Source organism: Mesorhizobium sp. M0340, assembly GCF_040321535.1.
GTDB lineage: Bacteria > Pseudomonadota > Alphaproteobacteria > Rhizobiales > Rhizobiaceae > Mesorhizobium.
On record NZ_JAMYRR010000023.1, the window covers coordinates 38327 to 55832 of the forward strand.

Annotated in this window: 19 protein-coding genes; 13 read left to right on the forward strand and 6 right to left on the reverse strand. The window is 63.5% G+C overall.

Annotated features, from left to right (window positions below; genetic code table 11):
• Window positions 1-3 precede the first annotated feature (3 nt).
• The 6 genes from NKI79_RS26195 to NKI79_RS26220 all read right to left on the reverse strand — a co-directional run bounded on the left by NKI79_RS26195 (window position 4) and on the right by NKI79_RS26220 (window position 5839).
• Window positions 4-552 (reverse strand): DUF1254 domain-containing protein, encoded by a 549-nt coding sequence (locus NKI79_RS26195; protein ID WP_254819944.1) that lies wholly within the window; start codon window positions 550-552, stop codon window positions 4-6.
• A complete protein-coding gene (locus NKI79_RS26200; protein WP_352802344.1) occupies window positions 545-1129 on the reverse strand; it encodes a DUF1214 domain-containing protein in 585 nt (194 codons plus the stop codon). Before NKI79_RS26200 ends, NKI79_RS26195 begins: the two co-directional genes overlap by 8 nt.
• Window positions 1130-1226: 97 nt before the next feature.
• Window positions 1227-3386, reverse strand: coding sequence for a transglycosylase domain-containing protein (locus tag NKI79_RS26205; protein ID WP_352802346.1), 2160 nt, complete (start codon window positions 3384-3386; stop codon window positions 1227-1229).
• A gap of 153 nt (window positions 3387-3539) precedes the next feature.
• Window positions 3540-3701: a hypothetical protein gene (locus NKI79_RS26210; RefSeq protein WP_352479526.1), complete on the reverse strand. Its 162-nt coding sequence runs from the start codon at window positions 3699-3701 to the stop codon at window positions 3540-3542.
• Between the two features lie 81 nt (window positions 3702-3782).
• Window positions 3783-5402, reverse strand: coding sequence for a chaperonin GroEL (groL, locus tag NKI79_RS26215; protein WP_352805655.1), 1620 nt, complete (start codon window positions 5400-5402; stop codon window positions 3783-3785).
• Window positions 5403-5500: 98 nt separating this feature from the next.
• Window positions 5501-5839 carry a co-chaperone GroES gene (locus NKI79_RS26220; protein WP_352479528.1) on the reverse strand — a complete coding sequence of 113 codons (339 nt, stop codon included), beginning with the start codon at window positions 5837-5839 and terminating at the stop codon, window positions 5501-5503.
• A gap of 242 nt (window positions 5840-6081) precedes the next feature.
• Between NKI79_RS26220 and NKI79_RS26225 the strand changes: the two genes are divergently transcribed.
• The 13 genes from NKI79_RS26225 (at window position 6082) to NKI79_RS26285 (ending at window position 17501) form a co-directional block, all read left to right on the forward strand.
• A complete protein-coding gene (locus NKI79_RS26225) occupies window positions 6082-6351 on the forward strand; it encodes a hypothetical protein (protein WP_352479529.1) in 270 nt (89 codons plus the stop codon).
• The gene (locus NKI79_RS26230) at window positions 6348-6614 is read left to right on the forward strand and encodes a DUF1488 family protein (RefSeq protein WP_254819951.1); all 267 of its coding nucleotides are present in this window, start codon (window positions 6348-6350) and stop codon (window positions 6612-6614) included. The genes NKI79_RS26225 and NKI79_RS26230 overlap by 4 nt, the downstream gene beginning before the upstream one ends.
• A 255-nt stretch (window positions 6615-6869) precedes the next feature.
• Window positions 6870-7280: a DUF3168 domain-containing protein gene (locus NKI79_RS26235; protein ID WP_352802349.1), complete on the forward strand. Its 411-nt coding sequence runs from the start codon at window positions 6870-6872 to the stop codon at window positions 7278-7280.
• A 373-nt stretch (window positions 7281-7653) separates the two neighbouring features.
• The gene (locus NKI79_RS26240; protein WP_352479531.1) at window positions 7654-7953 is read left to right on the forward strand and encodes a hypothetical protein; all 300 of its coding nucleotides are present in this window, start codon (window positions 7654-7656) and stop codon (window positions 7951-7953) included.
• Window positions 7954-8017: 64 nt separating this feature from the next.
• Window positions 8018-8683 carry a response regulator transcription factor gene (locus NKI79_RS26245; protein ID WP_023718390.1) on the forward strand — a complete coding sequence of 222 codons (666 nt, stop codon included), beginning with the start codon at window positions 8018-8020 and terminating at the stop codon, window positions 8681-8683.
• A gap of 82 nt (window positions 8684-8765) precedes the next feature.
• Complete coding sequence (locus NKI79_RS26250; RefSeq protein ID WP_502894334.1) at window positions 8766-10106, forward strand: ATP-binding protein; 1341 nt, start codon at window positions 8766-8768, stop codon at window positions 10104-10106.
• Window positions 10107-10215: 109 nt separating this feature from the next.
• Window positions 10216-10650, forward strand: coding sequence for an RT0821/Lpp0805 family surface protein (locus NKI79_RS26255; RefSeq protein WP_352479532.1), 435 nt, complete (start codon window positions 10216-10218; stop codon window positions 10648-10650).
• A gap of 121 nt (window positions 10651-10771) precedes the next feature.
• Window positions 10772-11908, forward strand: a complete 1137-nt coding sequence (ccmI, locus tag NKI79_RS26260) for a c-type cytochrome biogenesis protein CcmI (RefSeq protein WP_352805660.1) — start codon at window positions 10772-10774, stop codon at window positions 11906-11908.
• 3 nt (window positions 11909-11911) lie between these two features.
• Window positions 11912-12355, forward strand: a complete 444-nt coding sequence (gene ccmE, locus NKI79_RS26265) for a cytochrome c maturation protein CcmE (RefSeq protein ID WP_352805662.1) — start codon at window positions 11912-11914, stop codon at window positions 12353-12355.
• Between the two features lie 71 nt (window positions 12356-12426).
• Complete coding sequence (locus tag NKI79_RS26270; RefSeq protein ID WP_352805665.1) at window positions 12427-14415, forward strand: heme lyase CcmF/NrfE family subunit; 1989 nt, start codon at window positions 12427-12429, stop codon at window positions 14413-14415.
• Window positions 14412-14876: a cytochrome c-type biogenesis protein gene (locus NKI79_RS26275; protein WP_352805668.1), complete on the forward strand. Its 465-nt coding sequence runs from the start codon at window positions 14412-14414 to the stop codon at window positions 14874-14876. Before NKI79_RS26270 ends, NKI79_RS26275 begins: the two co-directional genes overlap by 4 nt.
• A 116-nt stretch (window positions 14877-14992) precedes the next feature.
• Window positions 14993-16537: a Do family serine endopeptidase gene (locus NKI79_RS26280; protein ID WP_352805670.1), complete on the forward strand. Its 1545-nt coding sequence runs from the start codon at window positions 14993-14995 to the stop codon at window positions 16535-16537.
• Window positions 16538-16826: 289 nt separating this feature from the next.
• Window positions 16827-17501, forward strand: coding sequence for a response regulator transcription factor (locus NKI79_RS26285; RefSeq protein WP_254819962.1), 675 nt, complete (start codon window positions 16827-16829; stop codon window positions 17499-17501).
• Window positions 17502-17506 lie beyond the last annotated feature (5 nt).

Consider the following 17506-nt stretch of genomic DNA (forward strand, 5'->3'; position numbering starts at 1 on the left):
GGCCTAAAAATCCTGCAGTTCGCAGGAACTCTGTTCGAGAAACCGCGAGACGATCGGCTTCCAACTGTCGTCGGGCACGAACGAACGGATGACGAACACGCCTTCCTCTATCGGCGCCTCGACGAAGATGGCTCCTTGCAGTTCCTCGGGAAGGTCCTTGCGGACTTCGATCATCTGGGCCGGCGTCAGCACAACGGTGTCGAGCACGCCTGCGGTCGCACTGTGGTCGTTGAACGAGTAGATGTTGTGGCCGCCGCGGTCGTAGACCGATATCGACCAGAACGGCACCTTGCCCGGCGCCTTGACCCGCACCATCCCCTCGGCAAGGTCGAAGCGGCAAGCCGCCGCATAAAACAGCGGATCGACCGATTTCACCACCGGCGCGCCGCCGGCTTCCGCGTCGAGCCTGGTCATCTTGTAGAGATCCGAAGCCATGGCCAATCGCGACCAGGCGTCGCGTTCGGAGAACTCGGGGACGAGCAGCAGCACGACGATGTGCACGATGCCGGCGCCGAGCAGGCCGAGCAGCACGGCATGCAGCAGGCTACGCATTGCAGCCGACCTTCTGGATCTGCGGCAGCGTGACGTCCGACAGACCGGTGCTGCTGGCGATCGGTGTGTCGTAGAACGTGAGCACCAAGTACATCTTGCCGGCGCCGCTGGTCAGTAGCCAGTTGCCGGGCGCAGGGCGGCTGCCAACGGAAATGACCACCGAATTGTCGGCCTGGCGCAGCACTTGATAGGACTGCAGCGCAGCCGGCCTCGGCGTGCCGGTCTCGACCACCCCAAGCGACTGGTCGGCGGCATAAAGCGTCCAGAACCGGGCGGTGGGAAAACCGCCCGCAATCTTGTAGGCGCATTGCCGGTTGAGCTGTTCGCCGCCGGAATCGCGTTCGGCTATGAAGGACAGTCCTTCCGCCTGTCCGAGCGCCAGCACGCCTTCGCGAGCCACGCGGGCCTTGGAATAGGGATCCGCCGTCGGCGTGCCGATATCCGGGAAGGCGGTCCATTGGCCGATCCTGATGGCGCCGACGCCATCCTGCAGCTTCAGCGCGTACCAGACGCTGGCGCCACCGCCACCGATGGCGATGGCAAGCGAAAGCAGCGTCAGGAAGGCGTTCTTGAGCATGACGAGCCGGGAGAACCGAAGGCCGAGGACAGAAAGATTGCCGCCGGGGATATCTCGGCGCAGGGGCTTATGGCAAGCGGCCCCACAGAATTGGCCGTCACAGCGCCGACAGGGTCTCCGGTGCAGCGGGCGCGTCGAGCACGGGTGCCGCCTGGAAAAGCCTGGTCAGTTCTTTCAGGGTCCGGGTGGTCCGGCTGGACAGCACCGGCGGACGCTCGGCGGCGGCATCGGCTGCTGCCTGTTCGGCGTTCTTCTTTTCCGCTTCCTCGGCCTTGGCGGCGATTTCGGCATCGACGAAGGGGTGATCGATACCGGGGATCGGTTTCAGGTCGATATTCTGGTGCGCATAGAGCATCAGCCGCTGCCACACCATTGCCGGCAGCGTGCCGCCGGTCATCTTGTTGGTCGCGGTGAAGTCATCGTTGCCGAGCCAGACGGCGGCTGTGTAGTTGCCGGTAAAGCCGACGAACCAGGCATCGCGGTAGGACTGCGTCGTGCCGGTCTTGCCGGCGACAACGATGTTTGGAAGGGCCGCGCGCCGGGCCGTGCCGATCACCGGCACCGCCGCCAGCATGGTGTTCATGTATTTGAGCGCCTGCTCCGACAGCACCCGGTGCGGCGGCGGCGCGTCCTTGGCGAAGTCGTAGACCACTTCGCCGGTACGGTTGAAGAGTTGGCTTATGCCGTGCCGGGTTCCGGCAAAGCCGTTCTGGGCGAACACGCTGTAGCCCGTCGCCTGGTCCATCACAGTCATGCCCGATGTACCGAGCACCATGGTCTTGTGCGATTCCAGCGGCGACTCGACGCCCATGGCTTCCGCCATCGCCTTGATCGGCTTGATGCCGAGATAATCCTTGGCCAGCCGCACCGGCACGGTGTTGATCGATTTGGCCATCGCCGTGATCAGCGTCACCTTGCCGGCCGACCCGCCATTGTAATTGTGGGGCGACCAGCTGCCCCAGGAGATGGGTCCGCCGGACACCACCGAATCCGGCGTGAAGCCATGCTCCATCGCCGTCGCATAGACATAGGGCTTGAACGAGGAGCCGGTCTGGCGAAGTGCCTTGGTGGCGCGGTTGAACTGGCTGGCGCCGTAGTCGCGGCCGCCGACGATCGCCCGGACGGCGCCGTTGGTCTCGATGACGACGATGGCGCCCTCGGTGACGTTGTATTCCTTGCCGAACTGGCGGAGGTGGAACTCCATCGATTCTTCGGCCGCCTTCTGGATATTGGCGTCGAAGGTGGTGTGGGCGACAAGCGAGTGCGGGCCGCCTTTGGCGGCGATCTTCTTGACCTCGTCGAAGGCCCAGTCGAGGTAATAATCGGGGCTCTTCTGCTCGCCGCGGTCGACGATTTCGGCCGGGTGTAATCTTGCCTGCAGCACCTGGCCTTCGGTCATGAAGCCGGAATCGACCAGATTGGACAGTACCACATTGGCCCGCGCCCGGGCGGCGGGCAGGTTTATGTGCGGCGCGTATTTGGTCGGCGCCTTGAACAGGCCGGCCAGCATCGCCGCCTCGGCAAGGTTCAGGTCCTTGACGCTCTTGCCGAAATAGAAATCGGCTGCCGCCTCGATGCCGAAAGTGCCGCCGCCCATGTAGGCGCGGTCGAGGTAAAGCTGCAGGATTTCCTTCTTCGACAGATTGGCTTCGAGCCACAGCGACAGGAAGGCTTCCTTGATCTTGCGCTCGAAGGTCCGTTCGTTGGTCAGGAAGAGGTTCTTGGCCAGCTGCTGGGTGATGCTCGAGCCGCCCTGGACGACGGAATTGGCCCGCACATTCTCGAATATCGCCCGCGACAGGCCGAGCACATCGATGCCGTAATGGTCGAAGAAACGGCGGTCCTCGGTGGCCAGCACCGCCTTGATGACATGGTCGGGCATCTCGTCGACCGGCACCGAATCGCGCTGGATAATGCCGCGCTGGCCGATCTCGTTGCCGTAGCGGTCTAGGAAGGTGACGGCGAAGTCGCCTTGCGTGCGCCAGTCGCCGGCGGTTATCTGGAAGGCCGGCAAGGCCAGCGCCAAAAGGACGACGATGCCGCCGGCACCGAGCGTAAAGCCTTCACTCAACAGTTCGATCAGGCCGCGGCGCCAGCCGCCGACGCGGAAACGCCGCGAGAAGATGGTGGCCGCTTCCCAGAACTGGCGCGCCCTGAAGCCGATTTCGTAGACAGAGGAATCGATCCACGCATCCACCGCCAGCAGCCTTGCGGCGATCGGACCTCTTCTCTTGCGTGGTTCCAAAGGACTGGCCATTCCAGGATCCGGCTGCGGCGACGCCGCCAACTGAGAAACCGCATGCCGGCAATTTCACGGCGGCGCGCCTTTCAAGACTATTCGTCCATTTTGGTGCTGCCTACAAGGGCGATGAAGGTTCCGCGCTTGCGTGGGTGCTGAGGATTGGCAGCGTCACATGGGACGCTTGTCCGCGATCTTTTTCGGGTCGCGGCCTATCATACCGGCGTTGGCTTTCCTGTGCTTGTCGGCAAGCCTGCGAATGCGATCGAAGCGGCTTTCCTCGGCCACTTCGATTTTCGCCGCTGCATTTGGCTTCGGGACGAATGCGATCATTGATCGATCTCCTTGCCGATGGTGCGCGCCTGGAAGATACCCCGGAGACTGTCTTTCAGGCTTGTTTCCGGCAGTGACTGGTCAAAAGCCCATGCCGCCGGGCGAAGCAGCGGCTTCCTTCGCCGGAACGTCGGTGATCATGGCTTCCGCCGTGATCAGAAGCGCCGCAATGGAGCCCGCGTCCTGCAGCGCCGTCCGTACCACCTTCGCAGGGTCGACGATGCCGGCCTTGATCATGTCGACATAGACCTCGTTCTGGGCATCGAAGCCCTGATTGTGATCCTTGCCGTCGGCGAGCTTGCCGACGACGATCGAACCTTCGACGCCGGAATTTTCGGCGATCTGCCGGATCGGCGCTTCGAGCGCTCTCGACACGATCGAAATACCCGCCGTCACATCGGCATTGGCTCCGGTCATCCCGTTCAGCACAGCCTTGGCGCGCAGCAACGCGACACCGCCGCCCGGAACGATGCCTTCTTCAACGGCCGCGCGCGTGGCGTTCAGCGCATCGTCGATGCGGTCCTTCTTTTCCTTGACCTCGGATTCGGTGGCGCCGCCGACACGGATGACGGCAACGCCGCCCGCCAGCTTGGCGAGACGTTCCTGTAGCTTCTCCTTGTCATAGTCGGACGTGGTTTCCTCGATCTGCCCCTTGATCTGCTGGACGCGCGCCTGGATGGTGGTCTTCTCGCCGGCGCCGTCGATGATCGTGGTGGTGTCCTTGTCGATCAGCACGCGCTTGGCGCGGCCGAGCATCTCTATGGTGATGTTCTCCAGCTTGATGCCGAGATCCTCGGAAATCATCTGTCCGGCGGTGAGCACGGCGACGTCTTCCAGCATCGCCTTGCGGCGGTCACCGAAGCCAGGCGCCTTGACGGCCGCGACCTTGAGGCCGCCGCGCAGCTTGTTGACGACCAGCGTTGCCAGCGCTTCGCCCTCGACGTCCTCGGAGATGATCAACAGCGGCCTGCCGCTTTGCACCACGGCTTCGAGGATGGGCAGCAGTGCCTGCAGATTTCCGAGCTTCTTTTCGTGGATGAGGACGTAAGGGTCTTCCAGCTCGGCGCGCATCTTCTCGGCATTGGTGACGAAATAGGGCGAGAGATAGCCGCGGTCGAACTGCATGCCTTCGACGACGTCTAGTTCGGTTTCGGCGGTCTTGGCCTCCTCGACGGTGATGACGCCGTCATTGCCGACCTTGTCCATGGCCTTGGCGATCATGGCGCCGACGCTGGTGTCGCCATTGGCGGCAATGGTGCCGACCTGCGCGATCTCGCCTGAGGACTTGACCTTCTTGGCGCGCGCCTGGATTTCCTGGACGACGGCGCTGACGGCAAAGTCGATGCCGCGCTTGAGGTCCATCGGGTTCATGCCGGCGGCAACGAATTTGGCGCCCTCGCGCAGGATGGAAGCGGCAAGCACCGTGGCGGTGGTGGTGCCGTCGCCGGCGAGGTCGTTGGTTTTCGAGGCCACTTCGCGCACCATCTGTGCGCCCATGTTTTCGAACTTGTCGGAAAGCTCGATTTCCTTTGCCACGGCCACCCCGTCCTTGGTGATGCGCGGCGCGCCGTAGGCCTTGTCGATGATGACGTTGCGGCCTTTGGGGCCGAGCGTCACCTTGACGGCGTTGTTGAGGATTTCGACGCCGCGCAGCATGCGGTCACGCGCGTCGGTGGAGAATTTGATTTCCTTGGCAGACATGATCTTTTCCAGTTCGGTTGTCGTGGCACGGCGCTTGCAGCGCCTGAATCAAAGCTCGGAGCGTCCTTGCGCGCCCGGGAGCGCGCGCGGCCTTCCAATCAGGCGGCCTTCTTGGCAGCCACGGTCTTATCGACGGTGCCCATCTCGCTTTTGTCGATGATGCCCATGATGTCGGCCTCCTTCATGATCAGAAGGTCCTCGCCGTCTATCTTGACCTCGGTGCCGGACCATTTGCCGAACAGGATGAGGTCGCCGGCCTTGACGTCGAGCGGGATCAACGCGCCGCTTTCGTCCCGCGCACCCGGCCCGACGGCGATCACTTCGCCTTCCTGCGGTTTTTCCTTGGCATTGTCGGGGATGATGATGCCGCCCTTGGATTTGGTGTCGCTTTCGGCGCGCCGAATGACGACGCGATCGTGGAGTGGCCGGAATTTCATGGGGACTCTTTCTGGGGCCGGCTTAGGCGGCCGCCCCTCTCTATAGGCGCCTTGGCACTCGATTGATAGGAGTGCCAAAAAATATTCATAGGGCACATCAAATATTGAATTTATTATCTTGCCTGGCCATCCCCCTGTGTTCGGGACTTGCCGAATATTATTGAAATTGAATTTCTGTCTTTGAACACCTATTTACGATGAAGTTCACAGCCATGACTTTCGCTGCAAGGGAGATTTTACCGATGGCCGAAGGCAATCAGAACATCATGGAAAAAGCTCAGGCTCGCTTCATGGAAAACCAGAAGAAGACGGCGGAACGGAACAAAGCAACTGCCGAATATCTCTCGGAGGCGAAGGCTAGGAGCATCAAAACGGCAAGGCTGAGGGAATTGCGACTGGCCAAGGAAGAGGCGGACCGCGCGGCGGAAGCTCTGAATCCGGTCGCCGCAAAGAAGAAGCGGGCACGGGCAGTCAAGAAGGCCGTATCCGCATCGATGGAGGCGAAATCATGAGCCTGACATTTCCCAATCCCAGCCGCAGCTACGACGAGGCAAGCAAACGCATCCGCTTCGTCGGCCATGACGGCATGTTCCAGATTTCCTTCTCTGTCGCTACCGATGCCATCTCCAAGATGCAGCCGGGAACGGCGGCCTCAGAAGCTACCTACCTGGCAGCCTTCGACACGGCTTCCAACTCGATCCACGATGTCGCCAGGAATGCCTATGCCCGCACCCGCAGGAGCATATATGTGCTGACTGCGGCGGATTTTCGCTAGTCGCGATCCGTCCACAAGACGCTTTCTCAGGGCGTCCGACTTCGCTCGCCGTTTGACGTCGCGACCGTTCAGCCGGTCACGGGTCCGTGACGCGGACGGCTGCGGCGTCGCGCATTCCAGGAGCAGGGCTTATTCCCGAGGTCATGAAGGTTCATAATCCGTATGAGACGCGCTGATTCGCGCTTTTGCCGGGATGCCGTCATGCAACGCAGCTACGCAGCCGGGAGGTCGACGCGACGGGCGAGGGCAAAGACAATGACCGCCCCGGCCGTCGAATTGCAGAAGGCCATATTCGAGGCAGTGAACGACGATCCCGATTTATCGGCGGCACTGGGCGACGCACGATTGTTCGACCGTGCGCCGGAAAATGTTGCATTTCCCCACATGACCGTCGGCCGCACCAGCGTCTACGACTGGGCAACAGGGACGGAGAACAACGCCGAGCAGTTGCTGACGCTGCATGTCTGGTCGAAGTCCGAGGCCAGCAAGGAAACCACCGACATCATGGACCTGGTCAGCGCCCGCCTGCGAGATGCGGCGCTCTCGCTTGGCGACCATCGTCGCGCCCACCTCAAGCTCGAATTCGCCGAAGCCCGCTACGACGAGGACCTTTCGGCCCATCATGGGCTGCTGCGCTTCCGCGCCGTAATCGAGGAAGGCGGCTGACCACCGGGCACTTTTCGCGAATCGGGCAACTTTGTTCTTGCTTTGTGCCGGCAGCTATGCTACTAATTTAGGCATGGTGCTAATTGGCTCCAACGACCCGCAGCTTGGCGGGTTTTTTTGTTTCAGGTTCGGTTCGCCTGAGCTGCTATCGGTTGCCTTGGGCCGGATGCTTCGTCCTCCCAAATGGTCCTGCCCGCCAGATGATGCCGGTTGTCGGCGAAGGATTGCAGGGCTAGGTTAAACTTTGGCGATTTCGCGAGACGGGCGGCGAAATGGCAATCCGATAATCTCGCGCTTCAGGGGTGTGGCGGGCATGCATTCGAGCGTTCACCGTTCATATCACGTTCAGCACCGGCGCGTTAGAACGCTGGCCATGAAAACCCTTCGCTCCCACTTCCGGACCGCGGCACTGGCGCTCTCAGCCGCCGGCCTGCTTGCGTCGCAAGCGATGGCGATCCCCGCTGTCACCCCCGAGCAGCCCCAGCCGGTCGTCCTCGCCGCGTCCGACTGCTACGCGATCGGCCAGCAGGTGGCCGAGCAGAATGGCGGCACCTTGGCCAAGGCCTCGCAGTCGACACGCGGCGGCCAGCCGGTCTGCGTCATCGTCGTGCTCGTTCCGGGCAAGGACGGGCAGCGTCCCCGCCGCTCGGAGATCGTCGTTCCGCTGAACTGAACCGTGCCGTTTCCCAGTCTGCCGGAATCGGCCTATATCTGAACAGCTTCAACAGGCCTTCCGCATGCGCGTACTCGTCGTCGAAGATGACAAGGATCTCAACCGGCAGATCGGCGACGCGCTGGTCGATGCCGGCTATGTCGTCGACCGCGCTTTCGATGGCGAGGAAGGGCACTTTCTCGGCGACACCGAGCCCTATGATGCCGTGGTGCTCGATATCGGCCTGCCGCAGATGGACGGCATCAGCGTGGTCGAGCGCTGGCGGCGCGGCGGCCGCAAGATGCCGGTGCTGATCCTGACGGCACGCGACCGCTGGAGCGACAAGGTTGCCGGCATCGACGCCGGCGCCGACGACTACGTCACCAAACCTTTTCACATCGAGGAAATCCTGGCCAGGGTGCGCGCATTGATCCGGCGCGCTGCCGGGCATGCCTCGTCCGAGCTGACCTGCGGGCCGCTGCGCCTCGACACCAAGGCCTCCAAGGCCGACGTCGACGGCGTGCCGCTGAAGCTGACCTCGCACGAATTCCGGTTGCTTGCCTACCTCATGCATCATATGGGCGAGGTGGTGTCCCGGACCGAGCTGGTCGAGCATCTCTATGATCAGGATTTCGACCGCGATTCCAACACGATCGAGGTCTTTGTCGGACGGCTTCGCAAGAAGATGGGCATCGACATGATCGAAACTGTTCGCGGCATGGGCTACCGCATGCGTAAGCCGGAGGCGTAACGCGGAACCGCTTCCTACAAGACCCGCCGTCTCGAACACGCCGTCGCTGCGGTCATGGCCGCGTTCGCTGGCGTTTCGCGTCATCGCTTTTTCCACGGTCTGGGCGATCCTCACTCTGGTCGTCATCTTCACCTTGATCACCACGCTTTATCGCCAGGCCAGCGAGCGCGGTTTCGACAGCCTGCTTTCGGCGCATCTGTTCAACCTGATCGGCTCGGTCGGCGTTTCCGAAAGCGGCCAATTGACCGGCGCCCCCGACCTTGGTGATTTGAGGTTCTCGGAGCCGAATTCCGGCTGGTACTGGTCGGTCGAGCCCGCCTCGGAAGGCGTGCACGGCGATCTCCATTCGTCGTCGATGACCAAGGCGATCCCGTCGCCAAGCGTTGCCGAGGTGCCCTTCAATGCCAGCTTCCAGCGCAGCTATTCAGCGGATGGCATCGAAGGCGAGCAGTTGGAGGTGTTCGAGAGCGAGTTCGTCCTCGATGCGAAAAACCGCGCCGCGCGCTTCCGTGTCATGGGCAACCAGACCGAGCTGGAGCAGGAAATCGCTACCTTCCAGCGGCGCCTGTTGACCTATCTGTCGCTGTTCGGCGTCGGCATGATCGCCATCAACGCGATTGCGATCCTGCTCGGCTTGCAGCCGCTGCGCCGGGTCAGGAATGCGCTTGCGATGGTGCGCGAAGGAACCGCGCAACGCCTCGACGGCCGTTTCCCGGCCGAGATCGAGCCGCTCGCCAACGAGACCAATGCGCTGATCGAGAACAACAGGCGTATCGTCGAGCGGTCGCGCACGCAGGTCGGCAACCTGGCGCACTCGCTGAAGACGCCGCTTGCCGTGCTGCTCAACGAGGCGCGGGCGCTGGGTGGCGCCAAGGGGCAGCTGATCGCCGAGCAGGCTGCTTCCATGCAGAAGCAAGTGGACCATTATCTGCAACGTGCCCGCGTCGCCGCGCAGCGGGACAGCGTCGTCTACCGGACGCCGGTGACACCGCTGGTCCAGCGCATGGTGCGCGTGCTGCAGAAGCTCAACCCGCAGACGGCGCTGTCGCTGTCATTGCCGGCCACCGACATCGTCTTTGCCGGCGAACGCGAGGACCTGGAGGAGTTGCTCGGCAATCTGCTCGACAATGCGATGAAATGGGCAAGGAGCGCGGTCGCCGTTTCGGTCAAGCTCGTCGCTGGCACGGAAGGCTCAGCCAACCTGTTCGAGATAGCCATCGAGGATGACGGCCCCGGCATTCCCGACGACAAGGCGCGCGAGGTATTGCAGCGCGGCCGGCGTCTCGACGAGACAAAACCGGGCAGCGGGCTCGGACTTGCCATTGTCGCCGACCTTGTCAACGAGTATGGAGGCTCTCTGGCGCTGGAACGATCCGTCATGGGTGGATTGAAGGCGATGGTTCGATTGCGGAGCCTTCAGTAATGCTTTTCCAGGTGGCCGGCTGCGGCCAAATTTCCGACAAACATCGACATTATGGCCGCGCCAGCCTGATGACAGCGCGGCGGTCCAGCTCAAGAAAGCCGGTATTGGCATGAAGATTCGCGTCGCGCTCGTTTCCGCCTTGCTCGCCATCTCCGGCTGCACGACGCTCAGCAAGGGCCCGGCCGTTACGGTAACGCCGGCCGCCACGCCCCCCAGCGGCGCCAAGGTGGCGACGACGATCATCTCCGCCATGGGCGGCGGCCTCGTCGGCGGCTCTATCGGCGCCGGCCTGAGCGAGACCGAGAAACGCAGCGCGCTCGAGGCGGAATACAAGGCGCTTGAATACACGGCGAGCGGCCAGAAAGTGGCTTGGAAGAGCGACAGTTCGGCCCATCGCGGCGAAGTGGTTGCCGCCCAGCCCTATCGCGTCGGATCGCAGGACTGCCGGCAATACACCCATACGGTGTTTACCGGCACCGCCGGCGCCACCGCGCGCGGAACCGCCTGCCGCAATGCCGACGGCAGCTGGACGCCGCTGACGTAGCTGGTCCGGCCGTTGGTGCGCCGATCCCGATCGGCACCAAAGCACGTCGCGTTCGGCCCCGCCAAAGCGTCGCAGCACGCTTGTGTTGGCAGGGCAGGGGTCTCGTTCTATTGGAAGAGCCATGCTGTTCTGGGTCATAGCCGCAATCCTGACGCTGGGCGCAAGCCTGGCGGTGCTGCTGCCGTTGGCCGGTGGATCGAAGAACGCGTCCGCTGCCGGCGATCACGACCTCGAAGTCTATCGCGACCAGCTGGCCGAGCTTGACCGCGATATGGCGCGTGGCTTGATCCAGCCGATGGAGGCCGAAGAGGCTCGCGCCGAAATCGCCCGCCGCATCCTTCGCCTGAGCAATGCCGGCCAAGCCGGCGAGACGGCGACGCAGCCGTCGCGGTCGACAAGACTGGTGGCGACGGCTGCCGTGCTGGTGGTTCCACTGGTCAGCTGGGGCCTCTATGGCCATCTCGGCTCACCCGACCTGCCATCGCAGCCACTCAGCGAACGCCTGGCCAAGAACCCCGCCGACAGCTCGGTCGACGCGCTGATAGCCCGCGCCGAGGCGCACCTGGCGGCCAACCCATCCGATGGCCGTGGCTGGGACGTTCTGGCGCCGGTCTATCTGCGCATGCAGCGATACGCCGATGCGGTGACCGCCTATCGCAACGCCATCCGCCTCGACGGCGACAGCGCCGCCCGTCAGGCGGGTCTTGGCGAGGCGATCGCCAATGCGGCCGGCGGCATTGTCTCAGCCGAAGCGCAGGCGGCGTTCGAGGCGGCGTTGAAGCTCGATCCGGCCAATCCGAAGGCCGCGTTCTATCTCGCCATGGGCATGGCACAGGAGGGCCGCATAGCTGAAGCCACGGCGGCCTGGCAAAAGATGCTGGCCGCCTTGCCGCAGGGCTCGCCGTGGCGCGGCGCCGTCGAGCAGGCGCTGGCCGAATCCGCCGCCCGCAGCGTCGCTTCGGAGGGGCCTGCGAAAGGGCCGAGCGCCGAGGATATCGATGCTGCTTCCTCGATGTCGCCGCAGGACCGGCAAGCCATGATCAGCACTATGGTTGCCGGCCTCGACGAAAAGCTTCGGCAAAATCCGCGCGACGAGGAAGGGTGGATGCAACTCGTTCGTTCTTATGTCGTGCTGGGCAAGACAGATCAGGCACGTGACGCGCTCAATCGCGGTATTGCTGTCTTTGGCGCCGATAGCGACCAGGCCAGGAAATTCACCGCCTTTGCCGCCTCGCTCGGCGTGACGGCGACGGAGTAGACGATGACGCGCAAGCAGAAACGACTGTCGGTGATCGTCGCGGGGCTGGCGTTTCTCGGTGTTGCAACCGGGCTGACCTTCTATGCGCTCGGCCAGAAGGCCTCCTATTTCTACATGCCGGCTGATCTGGCTACCGCCAGCCTTCAGCCGGGCCAGCGCATCAGGCTCGGCGGCCTCGTCGAAAAAGGCACGGTCGAGCGTAGCCAAGGCGCCACCGTCGCCTTTTCGGTGACCGATAACCAGAAGGACGTCAAGGTTACCTATACCGGCATTCTTCCCGACCTTTTCCGGGAAGGGCAGGGCGTAATCACCGAAGGCTCGTTTGGCCCCGATGGGATCTTTGTCGCCGACAGCGTGCTCGCCAAGCATGACGAGACCTATATGCCCAAGGAAGTGGCCGACGGCCTCAAGGCCAAGGGCGTGTGGCAGGAGAGCAAGAGTGACTGAGCAGGTTCCGCAAAAGTGTTCCACGGTTTTGCGGCAAGAACCTGCGGCAAGATCTAGCGGGCGCGGCGACAATGGTTGAAACCGGACATTTCGCCCTGGTCCTGGCGTTTGCGCTGGCCTTGGTGCAGACGGTGGTGCCGGTGTTCGGCGCGCGCACCGGCAACCACAAGATGATGGCCGTCGGCGCACCCGCCGCGCTGACCGGCTTTGCCTTGACGGCGCTGTCCTTCGTAGCGCTGGCGACCGCCTATGCAGGGTCCGATTTTTCGGTTGAGAGCGTCTGGGAGAACTCGCATTCGCTGCAGCCGCTGATCTACAAGATCACCGGAACCTGGGGCAATCACGAAGGTTCGATGCTGCTCTGGGTGCTGATCCTGACCTTCTTCGGCGCGCTTGTCGCCGTCTTCGGCGGCAATCTTCCGGCGACGCTCCGGGCCAATGTGCTTGCCGTGCAGGGAGCGATCGGCGCCACGTTCTTTCTGTTCATCCTGACGACGTCGAACCCGTTCGTCAGGCTCAATCCGGCGCCCATCGAGGGCCGCGATCTCAACCCGATCCTGCAGGACCTCGGCCTCGCCATCCATCCGCCGCTGCTCTATCTCGGCTATGTCGGTTTCTCGATCTGCTTTTCCTTCTCGGTCGCTGCCCTCATCGAGGGCCGCATCGACGCTTCGTGGGCGCGCTGGGTAAGGCCGTGGACATTGGTTGCCTGGATGTTCCTCACCGGCGGCATCGCCATGGGCTCCTATTGGGCCTATTACGAGCTCGGCTGGGGCGGCTTCTGGTTCTGGGATCCGGTCGAGAACGCATCCTTCATGCCGTGGCTGGCGGGCACGGCGCTGCTGCATTCGGCGATCGTCATGGAAAAGCGCTCGGCGCTGAAGATCTGGACGCTGCTTCTGGCGATCCTGACCTTCTCACTGTCGCTGCTCGGCACCTTCCTGGTGCGTTCCGGCGTGCTGACCTCGGTGCACGCATTCGCCACCGATCCGACGCGCGGCGTTTTCATCCTCTGCATCCTGACGCTGTTCATCGGCGGCTCGCTGGCGCTGTTTGCCTTGCGCGCCTCCCGGCTGACGGCCGGCGGCCTGTTTCACCCGATCTCGCGCGAAGGCGCGCTGGTCCTGAACAATCTGTTCCTGACCACCGCCACCGCCACCGTGCTGGTCGGCACGCTCTACCCGCTCGCCGTCGAGGCGCTTTCGGCCGGCAAGATTTCGGTCGGCGCGCCGTTCTTCAACCTGACATTCGGCCCGCTGATGGTGCCGCTCTTGGTCGTCGTGCCGTTCGGGCCGCTGCTCGCCTGGAAGCGCGGCGACATTTTTGCCGTCGCCCAGCGCCTGATGGCGGCTTTCGCCGCGGCGCTGCTCGCCGTGCTGGTGACAGCCCTGTTCATCGATGGCGCTTCGGTGTTGGCGGCACTCGGTGTCGGCCTTGCCTTCTGGCTGATCTGCGGCGCTCTCACCGATCTCGGCGTCAAATCCGGCTTCGGCGCCGTCGCGCCAGCCACCATGCTCAGCCGCTTCGCCGGCCTGCCGCGCTCGGTCTTCGGTACAGCGCTTGCGCATCTCGGCCTCGGCCTGACGACGCTCGGCATTGTCGGCACGCTTTGCTTCGGCACCGAAAAAATCCTGTCGATGCATGCCGGCGAGACCGTCGAACTGTCCGGCCACAAGCTGCGCTTCGAGGGGCTCTACCCGGCCCAGGGGCCTAACTACAGTGAGGATCGCGGCCGCTTCGCCCTGCTTGGCGCCGACGGCAGCGTCGCAGGCGAGATCACCTCGGCCAAGCGCTCGTATCCGGTGCGCCAGATGACCACAACCGAATCCGGCATTAGGACGATCGGCTTCAGCCAGCTCTATCTTTCGCTTGGCGACGAGGGCAGCGATGGCTCTGTGGTCGTTCGTCTGTGGTGGAAGCCGCTGGTGACGCTGATCTGGGGCGGCGGACTGGTGATGATGGCGGGCGCGGCGATGTCGCTGCTCGACCGTCGCCTGCGCGTCGGCGCACCGTCGCGCCGCAAGCCTGCGGGCGCCATGCCATCGGCGAGCCCGCAATGAGAAGGGGCACACTGGCCTCGCTGATCCTGCTGCTGGCGCTGTTGTTCGCCGGCGCCGCGCAGGCGGTCAAGCCCGATGAGGTGCTCGCCAACCCGGCACTCGAGGCGAGGGCGCGCGCTTTGTCGGAAGGCCTGCGCTGCATGGTCTGCCAGAACCAGTCGATCGACGAGTCCGATGCCGATCTTGCCCGTGACCTGCGCATCCTTGTGCGCCAGCGCCTGGTCGCCGGCGATACCGATCAGCAGGTGATGGACTATGTCGTTTCGCGCTACGGCGAGTTCGTGCTGCTGAAGCCACGCTTCAATCTGCGCAATGCCTTGCTCTGGGGCACGCCGATCGTTCTGCTGCTCGTTGGCGCGACGTTTATCCTGCTGGCCGCCCGCTCGCGCCGCTCGACGGCGACAAATGCCCTGACCGCGGACGAGCAGGCGGCGTTGGACGCGATACTCCGCCGCGATTGATCGATACATTACGAAAGTTTCATGTACCGGAAATGGCGCCGTAATGTGCGGCTCTCTATTTCCTCTGTCGAGGATGCCAACCAAGGGGCGTCCCTTGAAAAGAGGATACGAGAACCATGAATGTTGCCCCCAATTCATCTCTTCGCACTCGCAAACGCCTGCTGGCCACAGCCGCATCCCTGGCCATTGCCGGCGCGATCGGCTTCGGCGCCGTTGCCACCGGGACAGCCCCGGTGCTGGCCGACGCCGTGCGTGTCGAGGCACCGCAGGTCCCAAGCTTCGCCGATGTGGTCGAGCGCGTTTCGCCGGCGGTTGTCAGCGTGCGCGTCAAGGCCAAGATCCAGCCGACGGCGGATGACGGTTCCGACCAGATGGACGACGAGGACGGCTTAGGCAATCTTCCCGATAACCCGCAGCTGCGGCGTTTCTTCCGCGAATTCCGCGGCTTTGGCGATCAGGGCCCGAACGGAATGCGCCGTTTTGGACATCGTGACCGCAACAACGACCAGCCGCGGCCGGTGGCGCAAGGGTCGGGTTTCTTCATCTCCGATGACGGCTATCTCGTCACCAACAACCATGTCGTCGAGGAGGGGACCGCCTTCACCGTGGTGACCAATGACGGCAAGGAACTCGACGCCAAGCTGATCGGCACCGATCCGCGCACCGATCTTGCCGTGCTCAAGGTCGATGACGGCAACAGGTTCACCTATGTAGACTTCGCCGATGATTCCAAGGTTCGCGTCGGCGACTGGGTGGTGGCTGTCGGCAATCCGTTCGGCCTCGGCGGCACGGTTACCGCAGGCATCGTTTCGGCCCGCGGCCGCGATATCGGCGCCGGTCCCTATGACGACTTCATCCAGATCGACGCCTCGGTGAACCGCGGCAATTCGGGTGGCCCGACCTTCAACCTCAACGGCCAGGTTGTCGGCATCAACACCGCGATCTTCTCGCCGTCGGGCGGCAGCGTCGGCATTGCCTTCGACATTCCCGCTTCGACCGCCAAGCAGGTCGTGCAGGACCTGATGAGGAACGGTACCGTCCAGCGCGGCTGGCTCGGCGTCGAAATCCAGCCGGTCACACCTGAAATCGCCGAGTCGCTTGGCCTTGGGTCCGGCAAGGGCGCGCTCGTTGCCAGCGCGCAGGACAACGGTCCCGGCAAGAAGGCCGGCATCACCGCCGGTGACGTGATCACCCAGGTGGACGGCAAGGACGTTGCTTCGCCGAAGGAACTCGCCCGACTGATTGGCGCTTACCCGCCCGGCAAATCGGTCGACGTCACGGTGTGGCGCAACGGCAAGAGCGAGGCGGTCAAGGTCGACCTTGGCAAGCTGCCGTCGAGCGACAAGCAGGCCTCGGCCGACCAGCAGCCTGCTCCGGCACCGAAGACCGACACGCTCGCCGATCTCGGCCTGACCGTTACCAAGTCCGAAAATGGCAAGGGACTTGTGGTGACCGACGTCGACCCCGACAGCGATGCCGCCGATCGCGGCATCCAGCCCGGCGACGTCATCACCTCCGTCAATTCGACGGAAGTGAGCGGCACCGCCGACGTCGACAAGGCGATGGCCGACGCGGTGAAGTCCGGCCGCAAAGCGGTGTTGATGCAGATCACCCGCGACGACAGTAACCGCTTCGTCGCACTGCCTGTCGCCAAGGGCTGACTTTTCCGGTGCGGCGGTTTTCAACACCCCCGAGCCGCCGCACGGGAAAGCACGGGGCCTGAATACGTTAGTCAGTCATCGTGTTCCGCCCCAGCGGCAGCGGGCTTCCCATCGCCCGCTGCCGCTCGAACATGTCGCTCAAAGCGTGAAGCGGTTTTAGGCTACGACATGCTAAAACAAAGACTTACCGCGTATCCCTGAATCACTTTGTTCGCGATACGCCATGGAGAAGGCCACGATGCGTATGCCGGCCACTCAATCTTCCAGCGAAATCGCGTATAACGGTTCTATGAAGATTCTCGTCATAGAAGACGATCGCGAGGCAGCCGACTACCTGCAGAAGGCGTTCGCCGAGGCCGGCCATACCGCCCATGTCGCCGGCGACGGCGAAACCGGCTTCGCGCTCGCCGATTCCGGCGACTATGACGTCATGGTCGTTGACCGCATGATGCCGCGCCGCGACGGCCTGTCCGTCATTGCCGGGCTCAGGTCCCGAGGCAATACGACGCCCGTGCTCATCCTGTCGGCGCTCGGCGAAGTCGACGACCGGGTCACCGGTCTGCGCGCCGGCGGTGACGACTACCTGACCAAACCCTACGCCTTTTCCGAACTGCTCGCCCGCGTCGAGGTGCTGAACCGCCGCGCCAGCGCCAGGGAAGCCGAAACCGTCTACCGGGTCGGTGATCTCGAACTCGACCGGCTGTCGCATTCGGTGCGCCGCGCCGGGCGCGAGATAACGCTGCAGCCGCGCGAGTTCCGCCTGCTCGAATATCTGATGCGCCATGCCGGCCAGGTGGTGACGCGCACCATGCTGCTCGAGAACGTCTGGGACTACCATTTCGATCCGCAGACCAACGTCATCGACGTTCATATCTCGCGGCTGCGGGGTAAGATCGAGAAGGGCTTCGACAAGCCGATCCTGCACACGGTTCGCGGCGCCGGCTACATGCTGAAAAGCGGCTAGAACCC

Coding starts and splice junctions, on each gene's coding strand:
- NKI79_RS26205 (WP_352802346.1), bottom strand. CDS start 3,386: ATGGCCAGTCCTTTGGAACCACGCAAGAGAAGAGGTCCGATCGCCGCA.
- NKI79_RS26280 (WP_352805670.1), top strand. CDS start 14,993: ATGAATGTTGCCCCCAATTCATCTCTTCGCACTCGCAAACGCCTGCTG.
- NKI79_RS26255 (WP_352479532.1), top strand. CDS start 10,216: ATGAAGATTCGCGTCGCGCTCGTTTCCGCCTTGCTCGCCATCTCCGGC.
- NKI79_RS26195 (WP_254819944.1), bottom strand. CDS start 552: ATGCGTAGCCTGCTGCATGCCGTGCTGCTCGGCCTGCTCGGCGCCGGC.
- NKI79_RS26230 (WP_254819951.1), top strand. CDS start 6,348: ATGAGCCTGACATTTCCCAATCCCAGCCGCAGCTACGACGAGGCAAGC.
- ccmE (WP_352805662.1), top strand. CDS start 11,912: ATGACGCGCAAGCAGAAACGACTGTCGGTGATCGTCGCGGGGCTGGCG.
- groL (WP_352805655.1), bottom strand. CDS start 5,402: ATGTCTGCCAAGGAAATCAAATTCTCCACCGACGCGCGTGACCGCATG.
- NKI79_RS26210 (WP_352479526.1), bottom strand. CDS start 3,701: ATGATCGCATTCGTCCCGAAGCCAAATGCAGCGGCGAAAATCGAAGTG.
- NKI79_RS26245 (WP_023718390.1), top strand. CDS start 8,018: ATGCGCGTACTCGTCGTCGAAGATGACAAGGATCTCAACCGGCAGATC.
- NKI79_RS26270 (WP_352805665.1), top strand. CDS start 12,427: ATGGTTGAAACCGGACATTTCGCCCTGGTCCTGGCGTTTGCGCTGGCC.
- NKI79_RS26275 (WP_352805668.1), top strand. CDS start 14,412: ATGAGAAGGGGCACACTGGCCTCGCTGATCCTGCTGCTGGCGCTGTTG.
- NKI79_RS26200 (WP_352802344.1), bottom strand. CDS start 1,129: ATGCTCAAGAACGCCTTCCTGACGCTGCTTTCGCTTGCCATCGCCATC.
- NKI79_RS26240 (WP_352479531.1), top strand. CDS start 7,654: ATGAAAACCCTTCGCTCCCACTTCCGGACCGCGGCACTGGCGCTCTCA.
- NKI79_RS26220 (WP_352479528.1), bottom strand. CDS start 5,839: ATGAAATTCCGGCCACTCCACGATCGCGTCGTCATTCGGCGCGCCGAA.
- ccmI (WP_352805660.1), top strand. CDS start 10,772: ATGCTGTTCTGGGTCATAGCCGCAATCCTGACGCTGGGCGCAAGCCTG.
- NKI79_RS26235 (WP_352802349.1), top strand. CDS start 6,870: ATGACCGCCCCGGCCGTCGAATTGCAGAAGGCCATATTCGAGGCAGTG.
- NKI79_RS26225 (WP_352479529.1), top strand. CDS start 6,082: ATGGCCGAAGGCAATCAGAACATCATGGAAAAAGCTCAGGCTCGCTTC.
- NKI79_RS26285 (WP_254819962.1), top strand. CDS start 16,827: ATGAAGATTCTCGTCATAGAAGACGATCGCGAGGCAGCCGACTACCTG.